Below are 18,328 nucleotides of genomic sequence, written 5' to 3' on the forward strand. Positions count from 1 at the left end.
TGTGTGGCGGAACGCAACGCCCGGGGAGCAACAGTCAACTGGCAATTCGCGCTCGATAAGGCGCGGGAGAAACTCACCCGCCACTACCAAAAGGTTTGTTCGAAAAACTCTCCTGACTAAGCACTAGTATGAAAAAGCTTCTCGTGTCCACTGTAGTGCTGGGCGTTGTTGCGCTGTTGGTTTTCTTCTGGTTTCGGGTGGCGGCCCCGGTCCGCCCGCGTTCCGCTGCATCCATCCCCGACGCCGTGATGATGGCCTTTGAGCAAACCTACCCCAACGCCCGCGCCGTGCGGTGGACACGGGAAAGCGGGCAGTTTGAAGCAGAGTTTAACGACGGGGCGACTGAGAAAAAAACCTGGCTCATGTTTACGGCCGCGGGTGCGGTTACCGAGACCGAAGTCGAGATTGACCCGGCCCAGCTGCCGGCCCCGATTGGCACCCGCCTGAATACCTACTACAAAGGCTACGCCGTCACCGAAGCAGCCATCATCAAGCCCGACAGCGGCGGCACGATTTACGAGGCCGAGATTACGCAGGGCACCACCAAGCGCGACGTCGACGTGTACCTGCGGGCCGACGGCACCGAGGTAAGCAACACCGAAACCAAAAAAGCCGACGGCTCGGGTCTGTAGCGCACCTCCCTTAGCTGAGCCGGCTGTCCAAGCTGTGTTGTGGCCTTTTTGTCGGATTAAAGCTGCGCTTAACACGCCCCCAGGGCTCATTCAGAATTGCTTCAGAAACGTCCCGTAACCTTGTGCGTATTGCCGCTTCATGCCTTCTTCATCTCTGTGTTTAGTGCTATTCACCGGAGATTAAAAAGGCATCAAAAATGAGTTGAGCCCGGCACCTGAATCAACAGTCCTATCTCCTGGCCCATGATACAGCAGCCGCACGCACTTTTTTCGTTGCACCAACACCCGTTGCCGTGACCGTTACCCCCCCGAATCACCCCCTTGTTCCCCTGACCATCCTGCCCCGCTGGCGTGGCCTCTGGCTGCTGGCGCTGCCCCTGCTGCTGGCCGGATGCGTGAGCACCAAATCCTCCTACACCCGCGACCAGGTGGCCCGGCGTCTCAAGGCGCGCAGCGGCTATGAGATGGGCGCGGCCCGCGCCGCCAACGCACCTTCTCCCGCGCTGCCCAACCTGCAGGATGGCCTGAGCGAGGACGAAACCGTGAACCTGGCCCTCACCCGCAACCCCGCCTTTCAGGCCGACCTGAGTACGTTGGCCCTGGCCCAGGCCGACTTGCAGGACGCCGGCCTGCTGGCCAACCCCGTGCTGACGGGCGTGACGGCCTACGGTACCTCGCCCGTGTTCCTGGCCCTGAACTTTGCCTCCGACCTGCTCTGGCAGCGCCCCGGCCGGGTGGGCGCCGCCCAGCTCGAAACCCAGCGCGTGGCCGAAAGCTTGGTGAGCCGCGGCCTGCTCGTGAGCCGCGACGCCCAGCTGTCCTACGCTGATATTACGCTGGCCGATGAGCGGCTGCGCATCGCCCGCGAGGGCATTACGATGCGGGCCGAGGTGGCGCGCATCGTGCGCGACCGTTACCGGGTGGGCGAGGCCAGCGAGCTGGAAACCGTGGCCCCCAGCGCCGACTCGCTGCGCGCCGTGGACGACTTCTACCGCGCCCGGCGCGACGACCAAGTGGCCCGCCTGCGCCTGCTGGCCACGCTCGGGTTGGATTCGGTTAATGCCGATTCGCTGCGGTTTGCGCCCGCGCCCGCCGCGGCCGTTTCCGTGCCGCCGCTGCGCACGCTGCTGGATTCGGCCTACGCCGCCCGGCCCGATTTGTGGGCCGCCCGCATCGGCATCGAGGGCATCGGCAAGCGGCTGAAGTGGGAACGGAGCCGGGTGTTTTCGTTCGTGCTCTCGCTGAATGCCCGCCTTAATGACCCCAACCCGGTGCACCTGGCGCCGGGAGCGGCTATCGGCCTGCCCATCTTCAACCGCAACCAGGGCCGCATCTCGCGGGTGAAAGCGGAACTGGAACAGGCCTCCTGGCAGTACCTGGCTTTGCGCCAGACCGTGAACCTGGACGTGCGCGAAGCCTTCGCTCAGTACGAGCAGGCCACCCAGAGCGTGGCCTTGTGGGAGCGCAGCTACCTGCCCAGCCTGAGCGACGCGCTGCGTCGCTCCACCAACGCCTTCATCAACGGCGACTTTCCCTACGTGCAGGTGGCCGAAACCACCCGCCAGCTGCTCGACGCCCAGCAGCGCGCCGCCGACGCCCGCGCCGACCAGCGCCGGGCCCTGGCCCGGCTGCGCTACGCCGTGGGCGGCCGCTTCTAATCCTCTTTCGCCTTCTTAGCTATGCACCCACCCAAGTTTATCGCAACCCTGCTGGCCGCTTCCCGCCCCCTTTCGCTGGTCGGGCTGCTCGGCCTGGCCGCCTGCGGCAAAGAAGAAAAGCCGAAGGCCATCAGCCCTGCCGAGGTCGAAAACCCGGTCAAGGAATCGGAGCTCACCACCGTGACCATCACCGCCGACGCGGAAAAGCGCCTGGGCATCAAAACCGTGGCCATCAAAACCGACAACGTGCAGGCCACCCGCGAAGTAGGCGGCGAAATCCAGGCCGTGCCGGGCCAGGCCGTGACCATTGTGGCGCCCGTGCAGGGCACGCTGCGCGGCGGGGCCGGCATTACCGCCGGCCAGCGCGTGCGCCAGGGCCAGACGCTGTATAGCTTGGTGCCGCTGCCGGCCGAGCGCGACCTGCTCACCCTCGACCAGGGCACGGCCCAGTCGCGCACTCAGCTGCAGGTAGCCCAGGCCCGCTTGAGCCGCGCCGAGGAGCTGCTGGCCGACCGCGCCGGCAGCGTACGGGCCCGCGACGATGCCCGCGCCGACGTGGCCCTGGCCCAACGCGCCCTGGCCGACGCCCGCGCCCGGCAGGGAGCCCTGAACGGCAACACCGGCGGCGGCCAGGCCCTGCCCATCAAAGCCCCGCTCAGCGGGGTGGTGCAGCGCGTCACCGTGGCCCCCGGCTCGGTGGTAACGGCCAATACGGTGCTGGTGGAACTGGCCGCACTCAACAAGGTGTGGGTGCGCGTGCCCCTGTTCGTGGGCGACTTGCGCCGCCTGGGTAAGGACCAAGCGGTAACCGTGCGCCCGCTTAACGGCGGGGCCTCGCGCCAGGGTCGGCCGGTGGAAGCGCCCTTACTCGGAGCCACCGCCGGCACGGGCACGGCCGATGTGTTCTTTGAAATTGATAACGCCGACGAAGCCTTCCGCCCCGGCGAGCGGGTGGCCGTGGACGTGACGCTGGGCAACGCGGCCAGCGGCGCTACGAATGGCGCCACAGGAGCCGCGGCCAGCACGCCGGCGTTGACCATCCCGGCTGCCGCGCTGCTCTACGATGCCTCGGGCGGGCAGTGGGTGTACGTGCGCACCAAGCCCTTGCAGTACACCCGCCTGCGGGTGGAAGTGCAGCGGGCGGTGGGCGACCAAATCGTCATCTCCCGGGGCGTGAAAGCCGGCGCGGAAGTCGTGACCGACGGCGCGGCGGAATTATTCGGAACTGAATTTGGCGGTAGCCACTAATCCAATGGGTGAATGAGCGAATGGCTGAATGGGTGAATGCTCTACTGGAGGCATTTCCCCATTCGCCCATTCGCCCATTCGCTCATTCACCCATTGACTTATGAAGTGGATAATAGAATCGGCGCTGCGGCTGCGGCTGGTAGTCGTCATCCTGTTCGGGGTGCTGCTGGTAGCGGGCCTGCAGGTGGTGCGCAACACGCCGCTGGACGTGTTTCCGGAGTTTGCGCCGCCCTACGTGGAAGTGCAGACCGAAGCGCCCGGCCTGAGCACGGCCGAGGTGGAAGCCCTGGTGAGCGTGCCGCTGGAAAACGCGCTGAACGGCACGCCCGACGTCAAGAAAATCCGGTCCAAGTCGGTACTGGGGCTTTCGTCGGTGGTGCTGTATTTTCCGCAGGGCATCGACATTAACAACGCCCGGCAGGCGGTGCAGGAGCGGCTGGCGCGGGTGGCGCCCACGCTGCCCGGCGTGGCCCGCCCCCCGGTGATGCTCTCGCCGCTCTCGTCCACGAGCCGGGTGCTGAAAATCGGCATTACGTCGGACAGCCTCACGCAGGTGGAAATGACGACGCTGGCCCGCTGGAGCATCCGCCCGCGCCTGATGGCCGTGCCCGGTGTGGCCAACGTGGCCATCTGGGGCCAGCGCGACCGGCAATTACAAGTACTGGTAAACCCCGAGCAGCTGCGTACGCTGGGCCTCACGCTGGCCGAGGTAGAGAAGGCTGCGGCCGACGCCACCACGCTGGCCGGCGGCGGGTTCATCGACTCGCCCAACCAGCGCCTGGCCGTGTCGCAAAGCTCGGCCATCCAGACCGCCGCCGATTTGGCCCAAATGCCCGTGACGTTTCGCAACGGCGTGAGCCTCAAGCTGGGCGAGGTGGCGCAGGTAGTGGAAGGCTTCCCCGCGCCCATCGGCGATGCCGTCATCAACGACGTCCCGGGCCTGCTGCTCATCGTGGAAAAGCAGCCCGGCGCCAACACCCTGGAGGTGACGCGGCAGGTGGAAGCTGCGCTGAACGCCATGCGCCCCGGCTTGAAAGGGCTGGAAATCGACTCGACCATCTTCCGCCCCGCGACCTTCATCGAAATGTCGCTGAGCAACCTCAACAAGTCGCTGCTTATCGGCTGCGTGCTGGTGGTGCTGGTGCTGCTGTTCTTCCTCTACGAGTGGCGCACGGCGCTTATAAGTGCGCTGGCCTTGCCGACTTCCCTCATCGCGGCGGCACTGGCGCTGCGCTACTCCGGCAAAACCATCGACACGATGGTGCTGGCCGGCCTCATTATCGCCCTGGGCGAAGTGGTGGACGACGCCATCATCGACGTGGAAAACATCATGCGCCGGCTGCGGCTGAATAAGGAAGCGGGCTCGCCCAAAACGGCGTTTGCGGTGGTGTACGAGGCCAGCATGGAGGTGCGCTCGGCCGTGATTTACGGCTCGGTTATCGTGGCGCTGGTACTGCTGCCTATTTTTCTGTTGCCGGGTTTGTCGGGGGCATTTTTCCAGCCGCTGGCCTTTGCCTACGTGCTGGCTATTCTGGCTTCCCTGTTCGTGGCCCTTACGCTCACGCCCGCGCTGGCGCTGCTGCTGCTGCCCAAGGCCGCCGAAAAGGCATCGAAGGATGCGCCGGTGGTGGCCTGGCTCAAGCGGCACTACGCCCGGCTGCTGCCCGGCCTGCTGGCCCGGCCCAAGCGCGTGGCCTGGTCGCTGACTACGGTGGCGGTAGTATCGATGCTGCTGGTGCCGTTTTTCGGCCAGGAATTCCTGCCCAACTTCAAGGAATACGACTTCCTGATGCACTGGGTGGAGAAGCCCGGCACCTCGCTGCAGGCCATGTCGCGCATCACGGTGCGGGCCAGCAAGGAGCTGCGCGCCATTCCGGGTGTACGCAACTTCGGCGCCCACATCGGCCGGGCCGAGGTTGCCGATGAGGTGGTGGGCCCGAACTTCACCGAGCTGTGGATTTCCGTCGACCCTAAAGTAGACTACGAGGCCACGGTGGCCAAAATCCAGACCGTGGTGGACGGCTACCCCGGCCTCTACCGCGACCTGCTGACCTACCTGCGCGAGCGAATCAAAGAGGTGCTCACCGGCACGTCGGCCACCATCGTGGTGCGCATCTTCGGCCCCGACCTTGACCAGCTTTACACCAAAGCCAAGGAAGTAGGCAGTAAGCTTGAAGGCGTGGAGGGCGTGGTCGACCTGAAGGTGCAGCAGCAAACCCTGGTGCCGCAGATTCAGGTGAAAATCAAGCCCGAGGCTGCCGCCCGCTTCGGCCTGAACCCCGGCACCGTGCTCCAGGCCATCAGCACGCTGGTAAAGGGCCGCAAGGTGGGCGAAATCTACCAGGAGCAGAAGATTTTCGACGTGGCCGTGTGGGGTCAGCCGGCGGTGCGCTCCGACTTCGGGGCCGTGCGCGAGCTGCTCATCGGCCTGCCCGGCGGCGGGGCCGTGCCGCTCAAAGAGGTGGCCGACGTGCGCATCGTGCCCACGCCCAACGAAATCACCCGCGAAGCCTCCTCCCGCCGCATCGACGTGACACTGAACGTGCGCGGCCGCGACCTGGGCTCGGTGGCCCGCGACGTGCAGGCGCAGGTCGACGGCGTGGCCTTCGGCAACGGCTACCACCCCGAAATCCTGGGCGAATACGCCGAGCGGCAGGCCTCCCAAAACCGCATGCTGAGTTTGGTGCTGCTCTCGCTCGTCGGCATCTTCCTGGTACTCTACACCGACTTTGGCACCGTGCGGCTGGCCGTGCTGGGGCTGCTGAGCTTGTTCTTTGCCGTGTCGGGCTGCCTGCTGGCGGCGTTTCTCACGGGTGGCGTGCTGTCGCTGGGCTCCATCGTGGGCTTTATCACGGTGCTGGGCGTGGCGGCCCGCAACAGCATCATGCTCGTCAGCCACTACCAGCATTTGGAGCGCGAGGAGGGGATGCCGTTCAGCAAAGAGCTGATTATCCGCGGCTCGCTGGAGCGGGTGTCGCCCATCATCATGACGGCCCTGACGTCGGTACTGGCGCTGCTGCCCATCATCCTGGCCGGCAACGAGCCAGGCTCGGAAATCGAGCACCCCATGTCGGTGGTGATTCTGGGCGGCGTCATCACCTCCACGGTGTTGAATTTGCTGGGGATGCCAGCCTTGTACTGGGCGTTCGGGCGCAAGGCGGGCGCGGGGCCAGAGGCGGCTGAACCAGCTATTGCCTAGCTGACCGAACTGTAACGCCACTGCCTGCAGTACGAAAAGAGCGGGCTCTATACGGTTGCGCGCCGGCCAGAGGGACTGTCGGCCCGTTTGAGTAGAAGGGTTCACTTTATTCACTCGTACCATGTGGTGGCACTACGCCTTGCTTTCCGCCCTGTTTGCGGCCCTGACCGCCGTGCTGGCCAAGATTGGCATCAAAGGCGTCGACTCTAACCTGGCTACGGCCGTGCGCACGGCCGTGGTGCTGGTGCTGGCTTGGGGCATTGTGTATTTTAGGGGTGGGCTGGCCGACCTGCATACCCTCACCCGCACTAACCTGGTGTTTCTGGGCTTGTCGGGACTGGCAACTGGTTTGTCGTGGATATTCTATTTCAAGGCCCTGCAAATGGGCACCGTTTCGCAGGTAGCGCCGGTAGACAAGCTCAGCGTGGCGCTGGCCATTGGCCTTTCGGTGGTATTTCTGGGCGAGCGGCTGACCTGGCAGACCGGCGTGGGCGCGGGGCTCATCATCGCCGGCACGCTGGTGCTTATCTGGAAATAGAATACCTGCCCTTGCACTGGTGGTGGCGGCAAGAAGCAAAAAGCATTCATCAGATTTTCCACAGAATCTGGTGGCTTCTTTGTTCTTCGCTGCCCTTAAACTTACCCCATGAAGCTGCTGCTGGTAGAAGACGAAGAAGCCCTGCGACTCACCCTGGTCGATTCGCTGCGGCAGGGCGGGTACGTGGTGGAGGTGGCCGCTAACTTCACTCAGGCCTATGAGAAAATCAAGCTCTACCAGTACGACTGTGTGCTGGTGGATTTGACGCTGCCCGACGGCGACGGGCTGGACCTGGTGCGCACGCTTAAAGCCGACGGTTCGCCGGCCGGGGTGCTGGTGCTCACCGCCCGCGACGGCCTCGACGACCGGGTGCAGGGCCTGGACCTGGGCGCCGACGACTACCTGGTCAAGCCGTTTCACCTCTCCGAACTCAACGCCCGGCTGCGGGCGCTGCTCCGGCGGCGGCAGTTCCAGGGCCAGCACCACATCGTATTCCGCGACCTGCTGGTATGGCCCGAGCTGGCCGAAGTATACGTGAGCGGGGCGCCGCTTACGCTCACCCGCAAAGAGTACGATTTGCTGCTGTATTTTCTGGCCAATCCCGGGCGCCTGCTCACCAAGGAGGCCGTGGCCGAGCACCTGTGCGGCGACCAGGTAGACGCGGCCGACTCGTTCGACTTTATCTACACCCACATGAAAAACCTGCGCAAAAAGCTACAGGAGAAAGGCGCCGACGGGTATATCCGCACCCTATACGGGGTGGGCTACAAGCTCAGCACCGAATAATACTTACCCTGCCTGTTCCTACTGCATGAAGCTGCTCGCCGCCACTACCCGCTACTACCTGCGCCTCACGGTGGGCCTGTTTGCGCTGGCCAGCGGGCTGCTCTACCTGGGCTTCGACTGGGCGCTGCGCAACGAGGTGGAGGAGCTGCTCTATAACCGCCAGCTGCATATCCAAAAGCAGGTGGCCCGCGGCCTGGCGCTGCCCGCGCCCGCGTTTGCCGACAACCTCGACCGCAGCCGGCGGCCCCAGCCGCTGGGCTTCTCCGATACCCTGCTGCTGGACCCGGTAGAGGACGAGCTGGTCCCTTACCGCCAGCTCACTTTCCGGCTGCCACCGGCCAAGGCGGCCAGCGCGCCGGAGTGGGTGACGCTGCGCAAGTCGCTCGTCGAAACCGAGGACGTGCTGGGCGTGGTGGTGGGCGTGCTGGTGGTGGTGCTGGCGCTGCTGCTGGGCGGGGTGGTGGCCCTCAACCACTGGCTGGCCCGCCGCCTCTGGGCCCCGTTTCAGCACACCCTGGCCACGCTGCGGGGCTACGATTTGCAGCGCCACCAGCCCCTGGCGTTGCCCACGCCCACCATCGACGAGTTTGGGGAGTTGAACCAGGCTCTTAACACCCTGAGCGAGCGGCTGGTGCGCGACTACGAGAGCCTGCGCCAGTTCACGGAAAACGCGGCCCACGAAACCCAGACCCCGCTGGCCATCATCCAGGCCAAGCTGGAGCAGCTGCTGCAGGCCCCGGCGCTGCAGGACGACGAGCAGCTGGCCACCCTAGTCGGCGACGCCTGGAGCGGCACCCAGCGCCTCTCGCGCCTGCACCAGTCGCTGACCTTGCTCACCCGCCTCGAAAACCACCAGTTTGCCCCCGCCCAGGCCGTGCCCGTGCAGCTGGACCAGCTGTTGCGCGACCGGGTGGCGCTGCTGGAGCCGCTGCTCGAAGCCCGCCAGGTGCTGCTGACCCTGCACGCGGACCCGCCGCTGCCGCCGCTCGTCCTGCACCCCGGCCTAGCCGACTCGCTGCTGCAGAACCTGCTGCATAACGCCATCAAGCACAACCACCCCGGCGGCCGGGTGGACGTGCTGCTCAACCGCCGGATGCTGGAAATCAGCAATACCGGGCCGGCGTTAACGGGGGACCCGGCGCAGTTTTTCGAGCGGTTCCGCAAGCACAACGCCGCCTCCGACTCGCCGGGCCTGGGCCTGAGCATCGCCCAGCATATTTGCGCCTACTACGGCTTTGGCATTGAGTACGCCTTTACCCAAGTCGGCAACCGCCACACCCTGCGCGTGCAGTTTACCTAAGCTAGGCTTTAGCCTTCCTCCCCCGAGCGCCTTCGCCCATGGCTGAGCAGCTGCTTTTTGCCGACCAAAACAATACAAGCACCTGCAGGCTACGCCGCCATTACCGTGCAAACCGCGCCGTCCAGCGTTTCGCTGGCTGGCCTTGCCGGCCCATCCCACGCCGCCCGCATGGCTTGGTGCTGCAGTTCCTCCACCACCTGCGCGTACCGCATCGTATTCTGAATCTTGGCGTGGCCCATCACGCGCTGCAACACCGTCACCGGCATCCCGCGCAGCAAGCTTTGCACCGCGAACGTGTGGCGGGCCGTGTGCATCGTCACCAGCTCGTGCAGCGGGACGGCCGTTTTCACCACCTGCCCGCCGGCCGTGCTTACTACTTCCACCGGCCGCGATGACCCTGCCAGCTGCGTTATTTTCTTCAAATACCGGTTCATCGGCTGATTGGCCAGCACCGGTAGCAGCCGCGCCCCGTCAAATTGCCGTTCCGGCGTCGCATACCGGTCCAGTATCTCCGCCGCCAGTCGGCTCAAGTAGATGCTCACCGTTGCCCGCGTCTTGGTCTGTATGAGCCTCAACACCCGGTCCCCGTCACCATTCGCTCCTAGCAAATGCAGGTTGCCGGCGTGCAGCGCCGCCACGTCAGAGTAGCGCAAGCCCGTGTAGCAGCAAAACAAGAACACGTCCCGCGCCGGCTCTAAAGTCTTCGAGAGCTTCACCGCCACCAGCGCCGCAAGGTCCGCCCCGGTCAGGTACGTTTTAGCCTGGTCCGTATACTTCACCTCCAAGCGCTTCAATTCCAGCCCGAGCGTTAGCCCGCGCTCATCCTGCGCATGTCGCAAAAACGTCTTCAGGTCCTTCAGCAACGTGTACACCCCATTGGCCGATAAGCCGCAGCCTGCCCGCAAGTGGCTCACGTAGTCGTCGTGCACCGCTGAGGTATAGCCAGCCAGTAGCAGCCCGTTGCGCCGGGTCTTTTCCAAGAAAGTCTCCAGGTGGTTACACGCCGTTTTGTAGTGCCGAAACGTGTGAAAGGCGTACCCCCGCCCGGCCAGCACGTCCCGAAATTCCGTGAACCGGGCCACGAGCGTAGGCTCCTCCTTCACCACCACGGCCGCCGGATTCACTGCCTCACGCATCAGGGCCACGCTCGGCGCGACGTTAGCCGTCCGTAACTCCCGGTATTTGTCCTCCAGCCGCCGCACCAGGGCCTGTAGCCCCAGGTTGGCCGAGGTGAAGCCTGGAAATGAGCGCCGGAATTCCTGTTCCTTCTCGTTCCACTGCCGCGGCTCACACCGCTCCTTGGTCGAGCAGCGCCACCGCAGCCCATCGAAGTACGCCGATACATAGACCGGCACCGTGCCCGCCTTATCCTGCTTATCATGCCGCAGCTCAAACACAACTTTCATAAGACTTCAAAAAAAGAGGTGGCGCAGGAGGTGGCGTAAACCCATTGGTAAGTCCAGGTATTAGCGCTGGTAAATCCGATTTGGGCTGAACGCAAAAAAGCCTCAAAAAATGCATCTGCGAACAGACTTACAGCTTTTGAGGCTTGATTATGGTAGAGAAATTAACCTCTACAAGTACCCGGAGCCGGAATCGAACCGGCATATCTCTCGATATCGGTGTTTGAGACCGACGCGTCTACCAGTTCCGCCATCCGGGCGTATTCCGTTCCCACAACTCAGGAACGGGTTGCAAACTTAGTGAGACTTTCGTGAATACGCAACAAATACCGCTTTTTGAGATAATACGTCCGAATCTGCTGTAATGCCTGCGGCCGGATATCGACCGGCAAGCCCTCATAACCAGCTAGAACTGGCGCAATGCCAGCGTCGAGCGTATCGGTTAGGGCTTGGGTTTCCTGCTCCACGCGCTGGGTAGCGGCTGGGTCAGGCTCAACCTCCAGCTCCATAAGCTGCTCATTCAGTTCCATTACTTCCATCAGAAAGTCGGCGGGAAGCTCTTGCTTTCCTTCTTCCAGCAAGCCGTGTTGGTTCAGAATGTAAGCCATGCGCTGGTCAGCATCGGTCAGGGTGCGGTAGGCATTGGTATTGAGCGTGGCCAGGCGCAACATGTCCTGCTGGTGCTCGGAGCTGGCCGTGGCGTGAAAATCGGGGTGATATTCGCGGCTGAGAGCGTAATATTTACTCTTTAGCGTGGCAATATCGGGCAGAAAAGTTTGTGGTAGGTTGTAGAATTCGAAGTAGTCGCTGGTCATTAACATTGAGAAGTAGGCGAGGGGGAAGATATAAGCTCGGCACCTACCGGATATACGGAAAAAGCCACGGCCGGGGCGGCAAACAGCGCCTTAGTAGCCGGCCAGACCTGCCCAAATAGCTCCGACTGACGGTAGGCATTCAGAGCCGCTGCCGAATCCCAATGGCTGTAGGTGCAATAAATGTGCGGGGCATCCGCGTCTTGCCATAGCTCCAGGTGCTGGCAGCCAGGCATCTGCCGAATTTTGTCTTTCGAGGAATGAAAGATTTGCAGAAATTCCGGCAGGCGCTCGGGTAAGAAAGTCATGCGCACAACACGAGTCAGCATAAAGAGACAACTAAGAACTGATGGAAGTGGAAACCGAGCCTGCCATATTGGCTCTTTATGCTTAACATAATAAATATACTTAATAAAATCTCAGCATACAGCCTCTAGGGGCATTTTATGTGAATATAGTAGTTGCTACTAGCCTTCTACTGGGAAACGAATGTCGACCTGCGAATCGAAGTATAGGCCGAGCAACTCGGCGGCATGGCCCTGATTAACGCCGATGCATAGTCGGTCCTGACTATTAAAAATGCAGACTGCGTCACCGGGGTCAGCTGCCTGAAAATGAGCTACTATGTCGCGCACGGTTTCGCGGGCGAAATGAATGGTGCAGGGGCGGCCCCGGCCAATAACTTCCACCGCCGTGCGGCTGATATTGGTGATGAGGTTGCCGTAATGATCCACGTGAATAACGTGGCCGGTGATGCGGTTGTCTTGCAGGCGTAGCTGACGGTTCAACAGCTGGTACGATTCCGTAGCCACGGGTCCCAGATCTGTTAGTAGGCCGCCTTGGGCTACATGCACGGCCGCAGGGGCCAGCACATCGCGGGTGGGCGAGGAAGTGGACGGCGCGGGCAGGTGCACCAGCGCCTCGGGCTTGCCATCGGTGAGCAGCGTCAGCAGGCCATTATTGGCCGCCACGAAATAATGCCCCTCGAAGAGAGCGGCCTGCCAGCTGCCTTTGCCTTTCGCGCCGCCGTGGTCGTTGACGCCCACCAGATGCACAGTGCCCACCGGGAAGTCACGAAACACCGAATCGAGAACGTGCAGAGCGTGCGCGATGTTGAAGGGTTCGATGGCGTGGCTAATATCCAGCACTGGCTGCGCGGGGGCCAGCTGCATGATCCGCGCTTTTACTGCCGCTACATAATGGTCGCGGTAGCCAAAGTCGGACAGAAACGTAATCAGCCCCATGCCGGAATTTCTCAGTTCTTCGTACTATTGTTTACCCTGTCTAGGGGCGGCAAAAGTAGGCGATTTGGCCCGAACCAGCGCCGCTTTGGCTTGCATCATTTTCTAACTCTCTCAGCTTAAAAGCACCTACAGTTTGGTCGAGAAAATCATCACGCTCGAAAACGTCTCTCTTGTCGACTTCCTCGGACCCGACAACCAGAACATTCGCCAGTTGGCCGCGGCTTTCCCCGGCAGCAAAATTATTTCGCGCGGCAACGAAATCAAGATTCAGGGACAGACGCCCATTATTGCCAGGATCAACGAAATCCTGTCGTCTATGATTGAACATTATCACCAGTTCGGGCAAATTACCGACAAAACCGTTTCTCAGTACCTGGCTGCCGCTGATGATGAGCAGGAGGAGCGCCAGATTGCCATGACCTCGCCCGCCGACGTCATCATCTTTGGCGCTAAGGGCGGTGTTATTAAAGCCAAAACACCCAACCAGCAGAAGCTGGTGGACGCGGTGATGAAGAACGACCTGGTGTTTGCTCTGGGGCCAGCCGGCACCGGCAAAACATATATTTCGGTAGCGCTGGCCGTGCGGGCGTTGAAAAATAAGGAGGTCAAGAAAATCATCATTTCCCGCCCCGTGGTGGAAGCAGGCGAAAATCTGGGCTTCCTGCCCGGCGACATGAAGGAGAAAGTCGACCCTTATCTGCGGCCCATCTATGACGCTCTGGAAGACATGATTCCGGCCGAAAAACTGAAGTTCTACCAAGAGAATAAAATCATTGAAATTGCTCCGCTGGCCTATATGCGCGGCCGGACGCTCAACAATGCCTTTGTGCTGCTCGACGAAGCCCAAAATACCACGCCTTCGCAGCTAAAGATGTTTTTGACTCGGATGGGGCCCATGGCCAAAGTGATGGTGAACGGCGACCGAAGCCAGATTGACCTCCCGACCAAGCAGAAATCGGGGCTAATGCAGGCCCTGGATATCCTTAAGGATGTGCGCGGTATCGGCTACGTCGAGATGACTGCCGAGGATGTGGTGCGTCACCGTCTGGTGAAGGAAATAGTAGTGGCGTACGACCGTTACGATGCCAAGGAACAGCACGACCAAGCCAACCGGCCCGTGCGCGAGGCCCGGCAGTACCGGCCCAACCCTACGCAGGCTCCCGACCCGGCCCGCCACCCCGATGCCCGCCCCGAGGACGACGGCATGAAGGATTTGCCAATCAACCACGAGCAGGAGTTGTAGGCTGGGTGTTGGTTCTGAAAGTTGAAGTGTATAGAAGAGCCACCGGCGTTGCGGGTGGTTCTTCTGTTTCCCGGCCGCTGGCTTTTCTTTGTTCTTCACTTATTCTGCCTGCGCGCAGGCATCGCTACCCATGATTACCGCTGAGCCCGTTTACGACCTGCGCGACCTCGACGCCGCCTTTACTATTCGCGAAACTGTATTCGTCCATGAGCAGGGCGTGCCTGCCGATGCCGAATACGACCTGCACGACCGCACCGACGCGCATCATTACCTGGCTCGCACAGCCGATGGTACGCCCTGCGGGGCTGCCCGCTGGCGGACTACTGACATCGGGGTAAAGCTGGAGCGCTTTGCGGTACTGGAAGGATTTCGTAATCAAGCCGTGGGTAGTATACTGCTCAAGCGGGTGCTGGAGGATGTGCAGAATGCCGATCCTGGTGCCCTTGTGTACCTCAATGCTCAACTACGTGCCATCCCCTTCTACGAGCGGCACGGCTTCTCAAAAGTCGGTGACCAGTTTACCGAGTGTGACATTGAGCACTTCAAGATGGTATGGAACAAGCTGTAGGGGGATGGCTGAGGACTTAACCAGTACCGCCAACCGGTGGCTGAAAACCTGGCTGCCAGTTGTCGGTGCTTTCGTTCTGGTTCCGGTGTATGGCTTAAATGCCCTGGGTGGAAGTATCGGCCAAGGCCTGCTGCTGGGGCTGACTGCCCGTCAGATCATCAAGCGGGAAGGCGAGGTCGGTAGAACTACCGCGGCTACCTGGCTCTTTCTGTTGGTAGTTCTCATTTTGGTGCCTTTGTCAGGGATGATGTGGCTTATTGCTGACTGGAGTATCTAGGCCAGAACATATTCCGGGAGCTAAGGCACGCAACTACAGATTAGTTTGAGTATACTTGGTGTGGTAATAATTATTGTTAATATTCAAGCTATTCCGGTTATGATACAATGGGCTCCTTACGCATTTGTACGTCTGTTTCTGGCGCTGGCGGCTGGCGTACTGACGTATCTGTATGTTGGTTCGGGCCTCCCAGATTTGCGCGGGGTGCTGGCTGGTAGTAGCCTGGTGTTCATTTTTTTGCACATATGGAGCCGCCGTCAGCCCACGCCCGGTCCCACCGATGCCACGGGTCTGCTGGCCATGCTCTGCCTGTATATAGCCGGCCTCACGCTCACCCAGCAGGCTACCGAAACGCGCCGGCCGGAGCACCTAAGCCAACTGGCAGGATCCATCGAGCTCTACCGGGCCGTGGTCGACGACTATACCGTGACGCGCCCTGCCACCTACGCCACTACGGTGCGGGTGTCGGCAGTACGCATCGCGGGGCGGTGGCAGCCGGCACTAGGTGGCATTCGGGTGTCGGTGCCGCGCGACTCCGGCGTGGCCGCGCCGCGCTACGGCGACATCTGGCTGGTACGGGGCGGACCGGCTCTGGCCAAAGCGCCACTCAACCCCGGCGAGTTTGACTACCGGCGCTACCTGAGCTACCACCAGATCTATCATCAGCAGTTCGTTCATGCCGATCAATACCGGGCAATTGGTTTTCGGCCGCCGGTTTACCTGAAAGCCATCAGTATGCGGGCGGCGCGGGTGCTGGATGGCGTGTTTCGGCAGTATGTGGGCAGCAAGCGGGAATATGCGCTGGCCTCGGCGCTGGTGCTGGGCATCAAGGACGAAGTAGACCAGGATACGAAGCAGGCCTACGCCAACACCGGCACTACGCACATCATGGCCGTGTCGGGGTTGCAGGTGGGCTTGATGTTTACGCTCGTGACGTGGCTATTAAGCCGATTTTTTGGTGGCACGCCGGGCTTTCGTTATTGGTCGGCGGCCGTGGGGCTGCTTGTTATTTGGAGCTACGCGTTTCTGACGGGCTTGTCGGCGTCGGTGCTGCGGGCTGCCGTCATGTTCAGCTTCATTATTGTGGCCCGCGCTACGGGTCGGCAGAGTAACATGTACAATACGCTGGCGGTAGCCGCTTTTTGCCTGCTCTGCTACGACCCCTATCTGCTGGCCGACGTCGGGTTTCAGCTCAGCTTTCTGGCCGTATTGAGCATTGTGTATTTGCAGCCTCAGATTGCGGGGTGGCTTGATTTTAAGGACAAGGCCGCGGCCCGCATTCGGCCTTGGCAGTCGAAGCAGGTGCAGTGGCTGTGGAAAGCTGCGGGCAGGGCCACCGACTGGGTCTGGCAGGCTACCGCGCTTTCGTTGGCGGCTCAGGTCGCCACGTTTCCGTTGGGCCTGTTTTATTTTCATCAGTTTCCGCTCAGCTTTTTAGCTTCCAACCTGGTAGCGGTTCCCATTTCTTCGCTCGCCGTATTCGTGGGGCTGGGGCTGCTGGTGGCCAAGGGTGTAGTAGCATTGCTGGGCCTGTTCATGCCAGTTTCGGTTCTGAACGGGCTTGAATGGCTGCCCAGGGTCATTGCCTGGGTGTTCGAACACATGATCTGGATGTTCAACGAATACATCTTCTTAATTGGTCGGGCTATGCCCGGGGCACTCATTACCGGTATCCACGTCACGCCTCCGCAGGCCTGGCTGATTTTTGCAATCATTCTGGCGCTGCTCACCTTCAAAGCCCTGAAACGGCTGCCGTGGCTGGGAGTCGCCTGCGCGCTCATGGCCCTGTTTGCCGGGAGCCGCGTGTGGGCGGCGCGGGCCCTCACTACCGACGAGGAGCTGATAATTTACAGTATTCCGCGCCGGTCGGTGTGTGGGTTCTGGCAGGGCGCAGTGGCCCATATCGTCACCGCCGACTCGCTGCCACTCTCTGAAACCGAGCGCACCTACCGCATTGTGCCGGGCACCATTCTGCGCGAAGCCCGGCAGGTTACTTACCATGTGGGCTGGCAGCAGGCCCCCATACCAACGGCCCAGCCAACGCCGCACGTAGCCGTAGCGGTGTGGCGTGGCATCCGGCTGGCATTTGTAAGTGGAAAAGTGGATGGTGCCCGTGCGGCCAGTCCCGTAGATGTGGTGGTGCTGCGGCGTAATGCCTGGGTGAAACCCCATGAGCTAGAGCAGCTATTCGGGAAAAAAGCGCGGGTTATTTTCGATTCTTCCTGTAAATCCTGGTACGTGCTCCGGCAGGATTCTGTGCTGCAAAAGGCTGGCTTTCAGACGCATGATGTTACGAGTCGGGGCGCGTTCGTCATGCGGCCCCGTCTGCTGGTAGGCCCGGCGGAGGCACTGGTCGAAACCGAATAGGGCGCACCTTCGGTATATAGTTTATTTACCGCACCATTTTTGTTACGTTTGGTCAGGTCCCAACGTCATCCTGTTTTCGCTCCGCGTCATTTTTTAGGCGTATAGCACTGCCTCTCACTGCTTTGCAACGATCGTCATGGATAATATGCCCACTCAGGAGCTGGAAGCGCTTCGCTACATCCGCTACGAATCCCGTGATGCTATCGGCTACATCACCCTCAACCGCCCCGATAAGCGCAATGCCCTCAGCTACGATGTCGTGTCGGAGCTGAAGCAGGCCTTTGAGTTTGCCGAAGAAGATGAAACGTGCAAAGTAATCGTGTTGCGGGCGGAAGGAGCCGTTTTCTGTGCTGGGGCCGACCTAGGCTATATTCAGGAGCTGCAGGGGTTTGGCTACACCGATAACCTAGCCGACTCGACCCACCTGATGCAGCTGTTTCACCAGATCTACACCCTCAAAAAGGTAGTTATCGGGCAGGTGCAGGGCCACGCGCTGGCCGGGGGCTGTGGCCTGGCCACTATCTGCGACTTCGCTTTTGCCGTGCCCGAGGCCAAATTTGGCTACACGGAAGTTAAAATCGGCTTTCTGCCCGCTATTGTCAGTGTGTTTCTGGTGCGCAAAATAGGGGAGGCACGCACCAAGCAGTTGCTGCTCACCGGCGACGTTATTACGGCACAGGCCGCCGCCGATTTCGGACTGGTGACGTTTCTGGTCCCGAAAGAGGAACTGGCCGACCAGGTCTACCAGTTTGCCCGCCGCTTGTGCGTAGAAAACTCGGGGCAAAGCATGGAACTGACCAAGGAGATGCTGGCCCGCATTCCGGAAATGCCTTTGGAAGATAGCCTACGCTACGCCGCCCAAATGAACGCCGAAGCGCGCGGCTCGCTCGATTGCCGCCGTGGTATCGCCGCTTTCCTCAATAAGGAAAAAATCACTTGGGATAATTAGTGGCCGCTGGTCGGAAGGCCGTTTCAAAGCCCGGAAAGTTGATTCTGCGAAAATGTTCTGACCTTGCGGCCAGAACATTTTCGCCTTTAGAAGGCTTTGTGTTT

General features: G+C 61.4%; 16 protein-coding genes and 1 tRNA gene. 12 read left to right on the forward strand and 5 right to left on the reverse strand.

Translation table 11 applies throughout. The annotated features are described in order from the left end of the window. Positions 1 to 128 precede the first annotated feature (128 nt). The 7 genes from E5J99_RS15175 (at position 129) to E5J99_RS15205 (ending at position 9,361) form a co-directional block, all read left to right on the forward strand. A complete protein-coding gene (locus E5J99_RS15175; RefSeq protein WP_135498664.1) occupies positions 129 to 632 on the forward strand; it encodes a PepSY-like domain-containing protein in 504 nt (167 codons plus the stop codon). Positions 633 to 925: 293 nt separating this feature from the next. Then, the gene (locus E5J99_RS15180; protein ID WP_135498665.1) at positions 926 to 2,290 is read left to right on the forward strand and encodes a TolC family protein; all 1,365 of its coding nucleotides are present in this window, start codon (positions 926 to 928) and stop codon (positions 2,288 to 2,290) included. Between the two features lie 21 nt (positions 2,291 to 2,311). Further along, positions 2,312 to 3,538 (forward strand): efflux RND transporter periplasmic adaptor subunit, encoded by a 1,227-nt coding sequence (locus E5J99_RS15185; protein WP_135498666.1) that lies wholly within the window; start codon positions 2,312 to 2,314, stop codon positions 3,536 to 3,538. A gap of 100 nt (positions 3,539 to 3,638) precedes the next feature. After that, positions 3,639 to 6,737, forward strand: coding sequence for an efflux RND transporter permease subunit (locus tag E5J99_RS15190; RefSeq protein ID WP_135498667.1), 3,099 nt, complete (start codon positions 3,639 to 3,641; stop codon positions 6,735 to 6,737). Between the two features lie 121 nt (positions 6,738 to 6,858). Further along, complete coding sequence (locus tag E5J99_RS15195; RefSeq protein WP_135498668.1) at positions 6,859 to 7,275, forward strand: EamA family transporter; 417 nt, start codon at positions 6,859 to 6,861, stop codon at positions 7,273 to 7,275. Positions 7,276 to 7,383: 108 nt separating this feature from the next. After that, on the forward strand, positions 7,384 to 8,061 hold the full coding sequence (locus E5J99_RS15200) for a response regulator transcription factor (RefSeq protein WP_135498669.1): 678 nt from the start codon (positions 7,384 to 7,386) through the stop codon (positions 8,059 to 8,061). 25 nt (positions 8,062 to 8,086) lie between these two features. Continuing rightward, the gene (locus E5J99_RS15205; protein ID WP_135498670.1) at positions 8,087 to 9,361 is read left to right on the forward strand and encodes a sensor histidine kinase; all 1,275 of its coding nucleotides are present in this window, start codon (positions 8,087 to 8,089) and stop codon (positions 9,359 to 9,361) included. Between the two features lie 89 nt (positions 9,362 to 9,450). Here E5J99_RS15205 and E5J99_RS15210 read toward each other — a convergent pair whose 3' ends face one another. From E5J99_RS15210 to E5J99_RS15230, 5 genes are all read right to left on the reverse strand, one after another. Then, a complete protein-coding gene (locus E5J99_RS15210) occupies positions 9,451 to 10,767 on the reverse strand; it encodes a site-specific integrase (RefSeq protein WP_135498671.1) in 1,317 nt (438 codons plus the stop codon). A gap of 175 nt (positions 10,768 to 10,942) precedes the next feature. Continuing rightward, positions 10,943 to 11,024: transfer RNA gene (locus E5J99_RS15215), tRNA-Leu, on the reverse strand. Positions 11,025 to 11,042: 18 nt separating this feature from the next. Next, the gene (hscB, locus tag E5J99_RS15220) at positions 11,043 to 11,579 is read right to left on the reverse strand and encodes a Fe-S protein assembly co-chaperone HscB (RefSeq protein WP_245319036.1); all 537 of its coding nucleotides are present in this window, start codon (positions 11,577 to 11,579) and stop codon (positions 11,043 to 11,045) included. After that, on the reverse strand, positions 11,579 to 11,905 hold the full coding sequence (locus E5J99_RS15225; RefSeq protein WP_135498673.1) for a putative quinol monooxygenase: 327 nt from the start codon (positions 11,903 to 11,905) through the stop codon (positions 11,579 to 11,581). The genes hscB and E5J99_RS15225 overlap by 1 nt, the downstream gene beginning before the upstream one ends. Positions 11,906 to 12,043: 138 nt before the next feature. Further along, positions 12,044 to 12,820 (reverse strand): SAM hydrolase/SAM-dependent halogenase family protein, encoded by a 777-nt coding sequence (locus tag E5J99_RS15230; RefSeq protein WP_135498674.1) that lies wholly within the window; start codon positions 12,818 to 12,820, stop codon positions 12,044 to 12,046. A gap of 133 nt (positions 12,821 to 12,953) precedes the next feature. On the opposite strand from E5J99_RS15230, the gene E5J99_RS15235 reads away from it, so the two are divergent. From E5J99_RS15235 to E5J99_RS15255, 5 genes are all read left to right on the forward strand, one after another. Beyond that, positions 12,954 to 14,063: a PhoH family protein gene (locus E5J99_RS15235; protein WP_135498675.1), complete on the forward strand. Its 1,110-nt coding sequence runs from the start codon at positions 12,954 to 12,956 to the stop codon at positions 14,061 to 14,063. Positions 14,064 to 14,193: 130 nt separating this feature from the next. Beyond that, positions 14,194 to 14,631 (forward strand): GNAT family N-acetyltransferase, encoded by a 438-nt coding sequence (locus E5J99_RS15240; protein WP_135498676.1) that lies wholly within the window; start codon positions 14,194 to 14,196, stop codon positions 14,629 to 14,631. A 4-nt stretch (positions 14,632 to 14,635) separates the two neighbouring features. Next, complete coding sequence (locus E5J99_RS15245) at positions 14,636 to 14,908, forward strand: hypothetical protein (protein WP_135498677.1); 273 nt, start codon at positions 14,636 to 14,638, stop codon at positions 14,906 to 14,908. 99 nt (positions 14,909 to 15,007) lie between these two features. Continuing rightward, a complete protein-coding gene (locus E5J99_RS15250; RefSeq protein WP_135498678.1) occupies positions 15,008 to 17,275 on the forward strand; it encodes a ComEC/Rec2 family competence protein in 2,268 nt (755 codons plus the stop codon). A gap of 136 nt (positions 17,276 to 17,411) precedes the next feature. Further along, positions 17,412 to 18,224, forward strand: coding sequence for an enoyl-CoA hydratase/isomerase family protein (locus E5J99_RS15255; RefSeq protein WP_135498679.1), 813 nt, complete (start codon positions 17,412 to 17,414; stop codon positions 18,222 to 18,224). Positions 18,225 to 18,328 lie beyond the last annotated feature (104 nt).

The organism is Hymenobacter elongatus (genome assembly GCF_004745955.1).
GTDB classification, from domain to species: Bacteria; Bacteroidota; Bacteroidia; order Cytophagales; family Hymenobacteraceae; genus Hymenobacter; species Hymenobacter elongatus.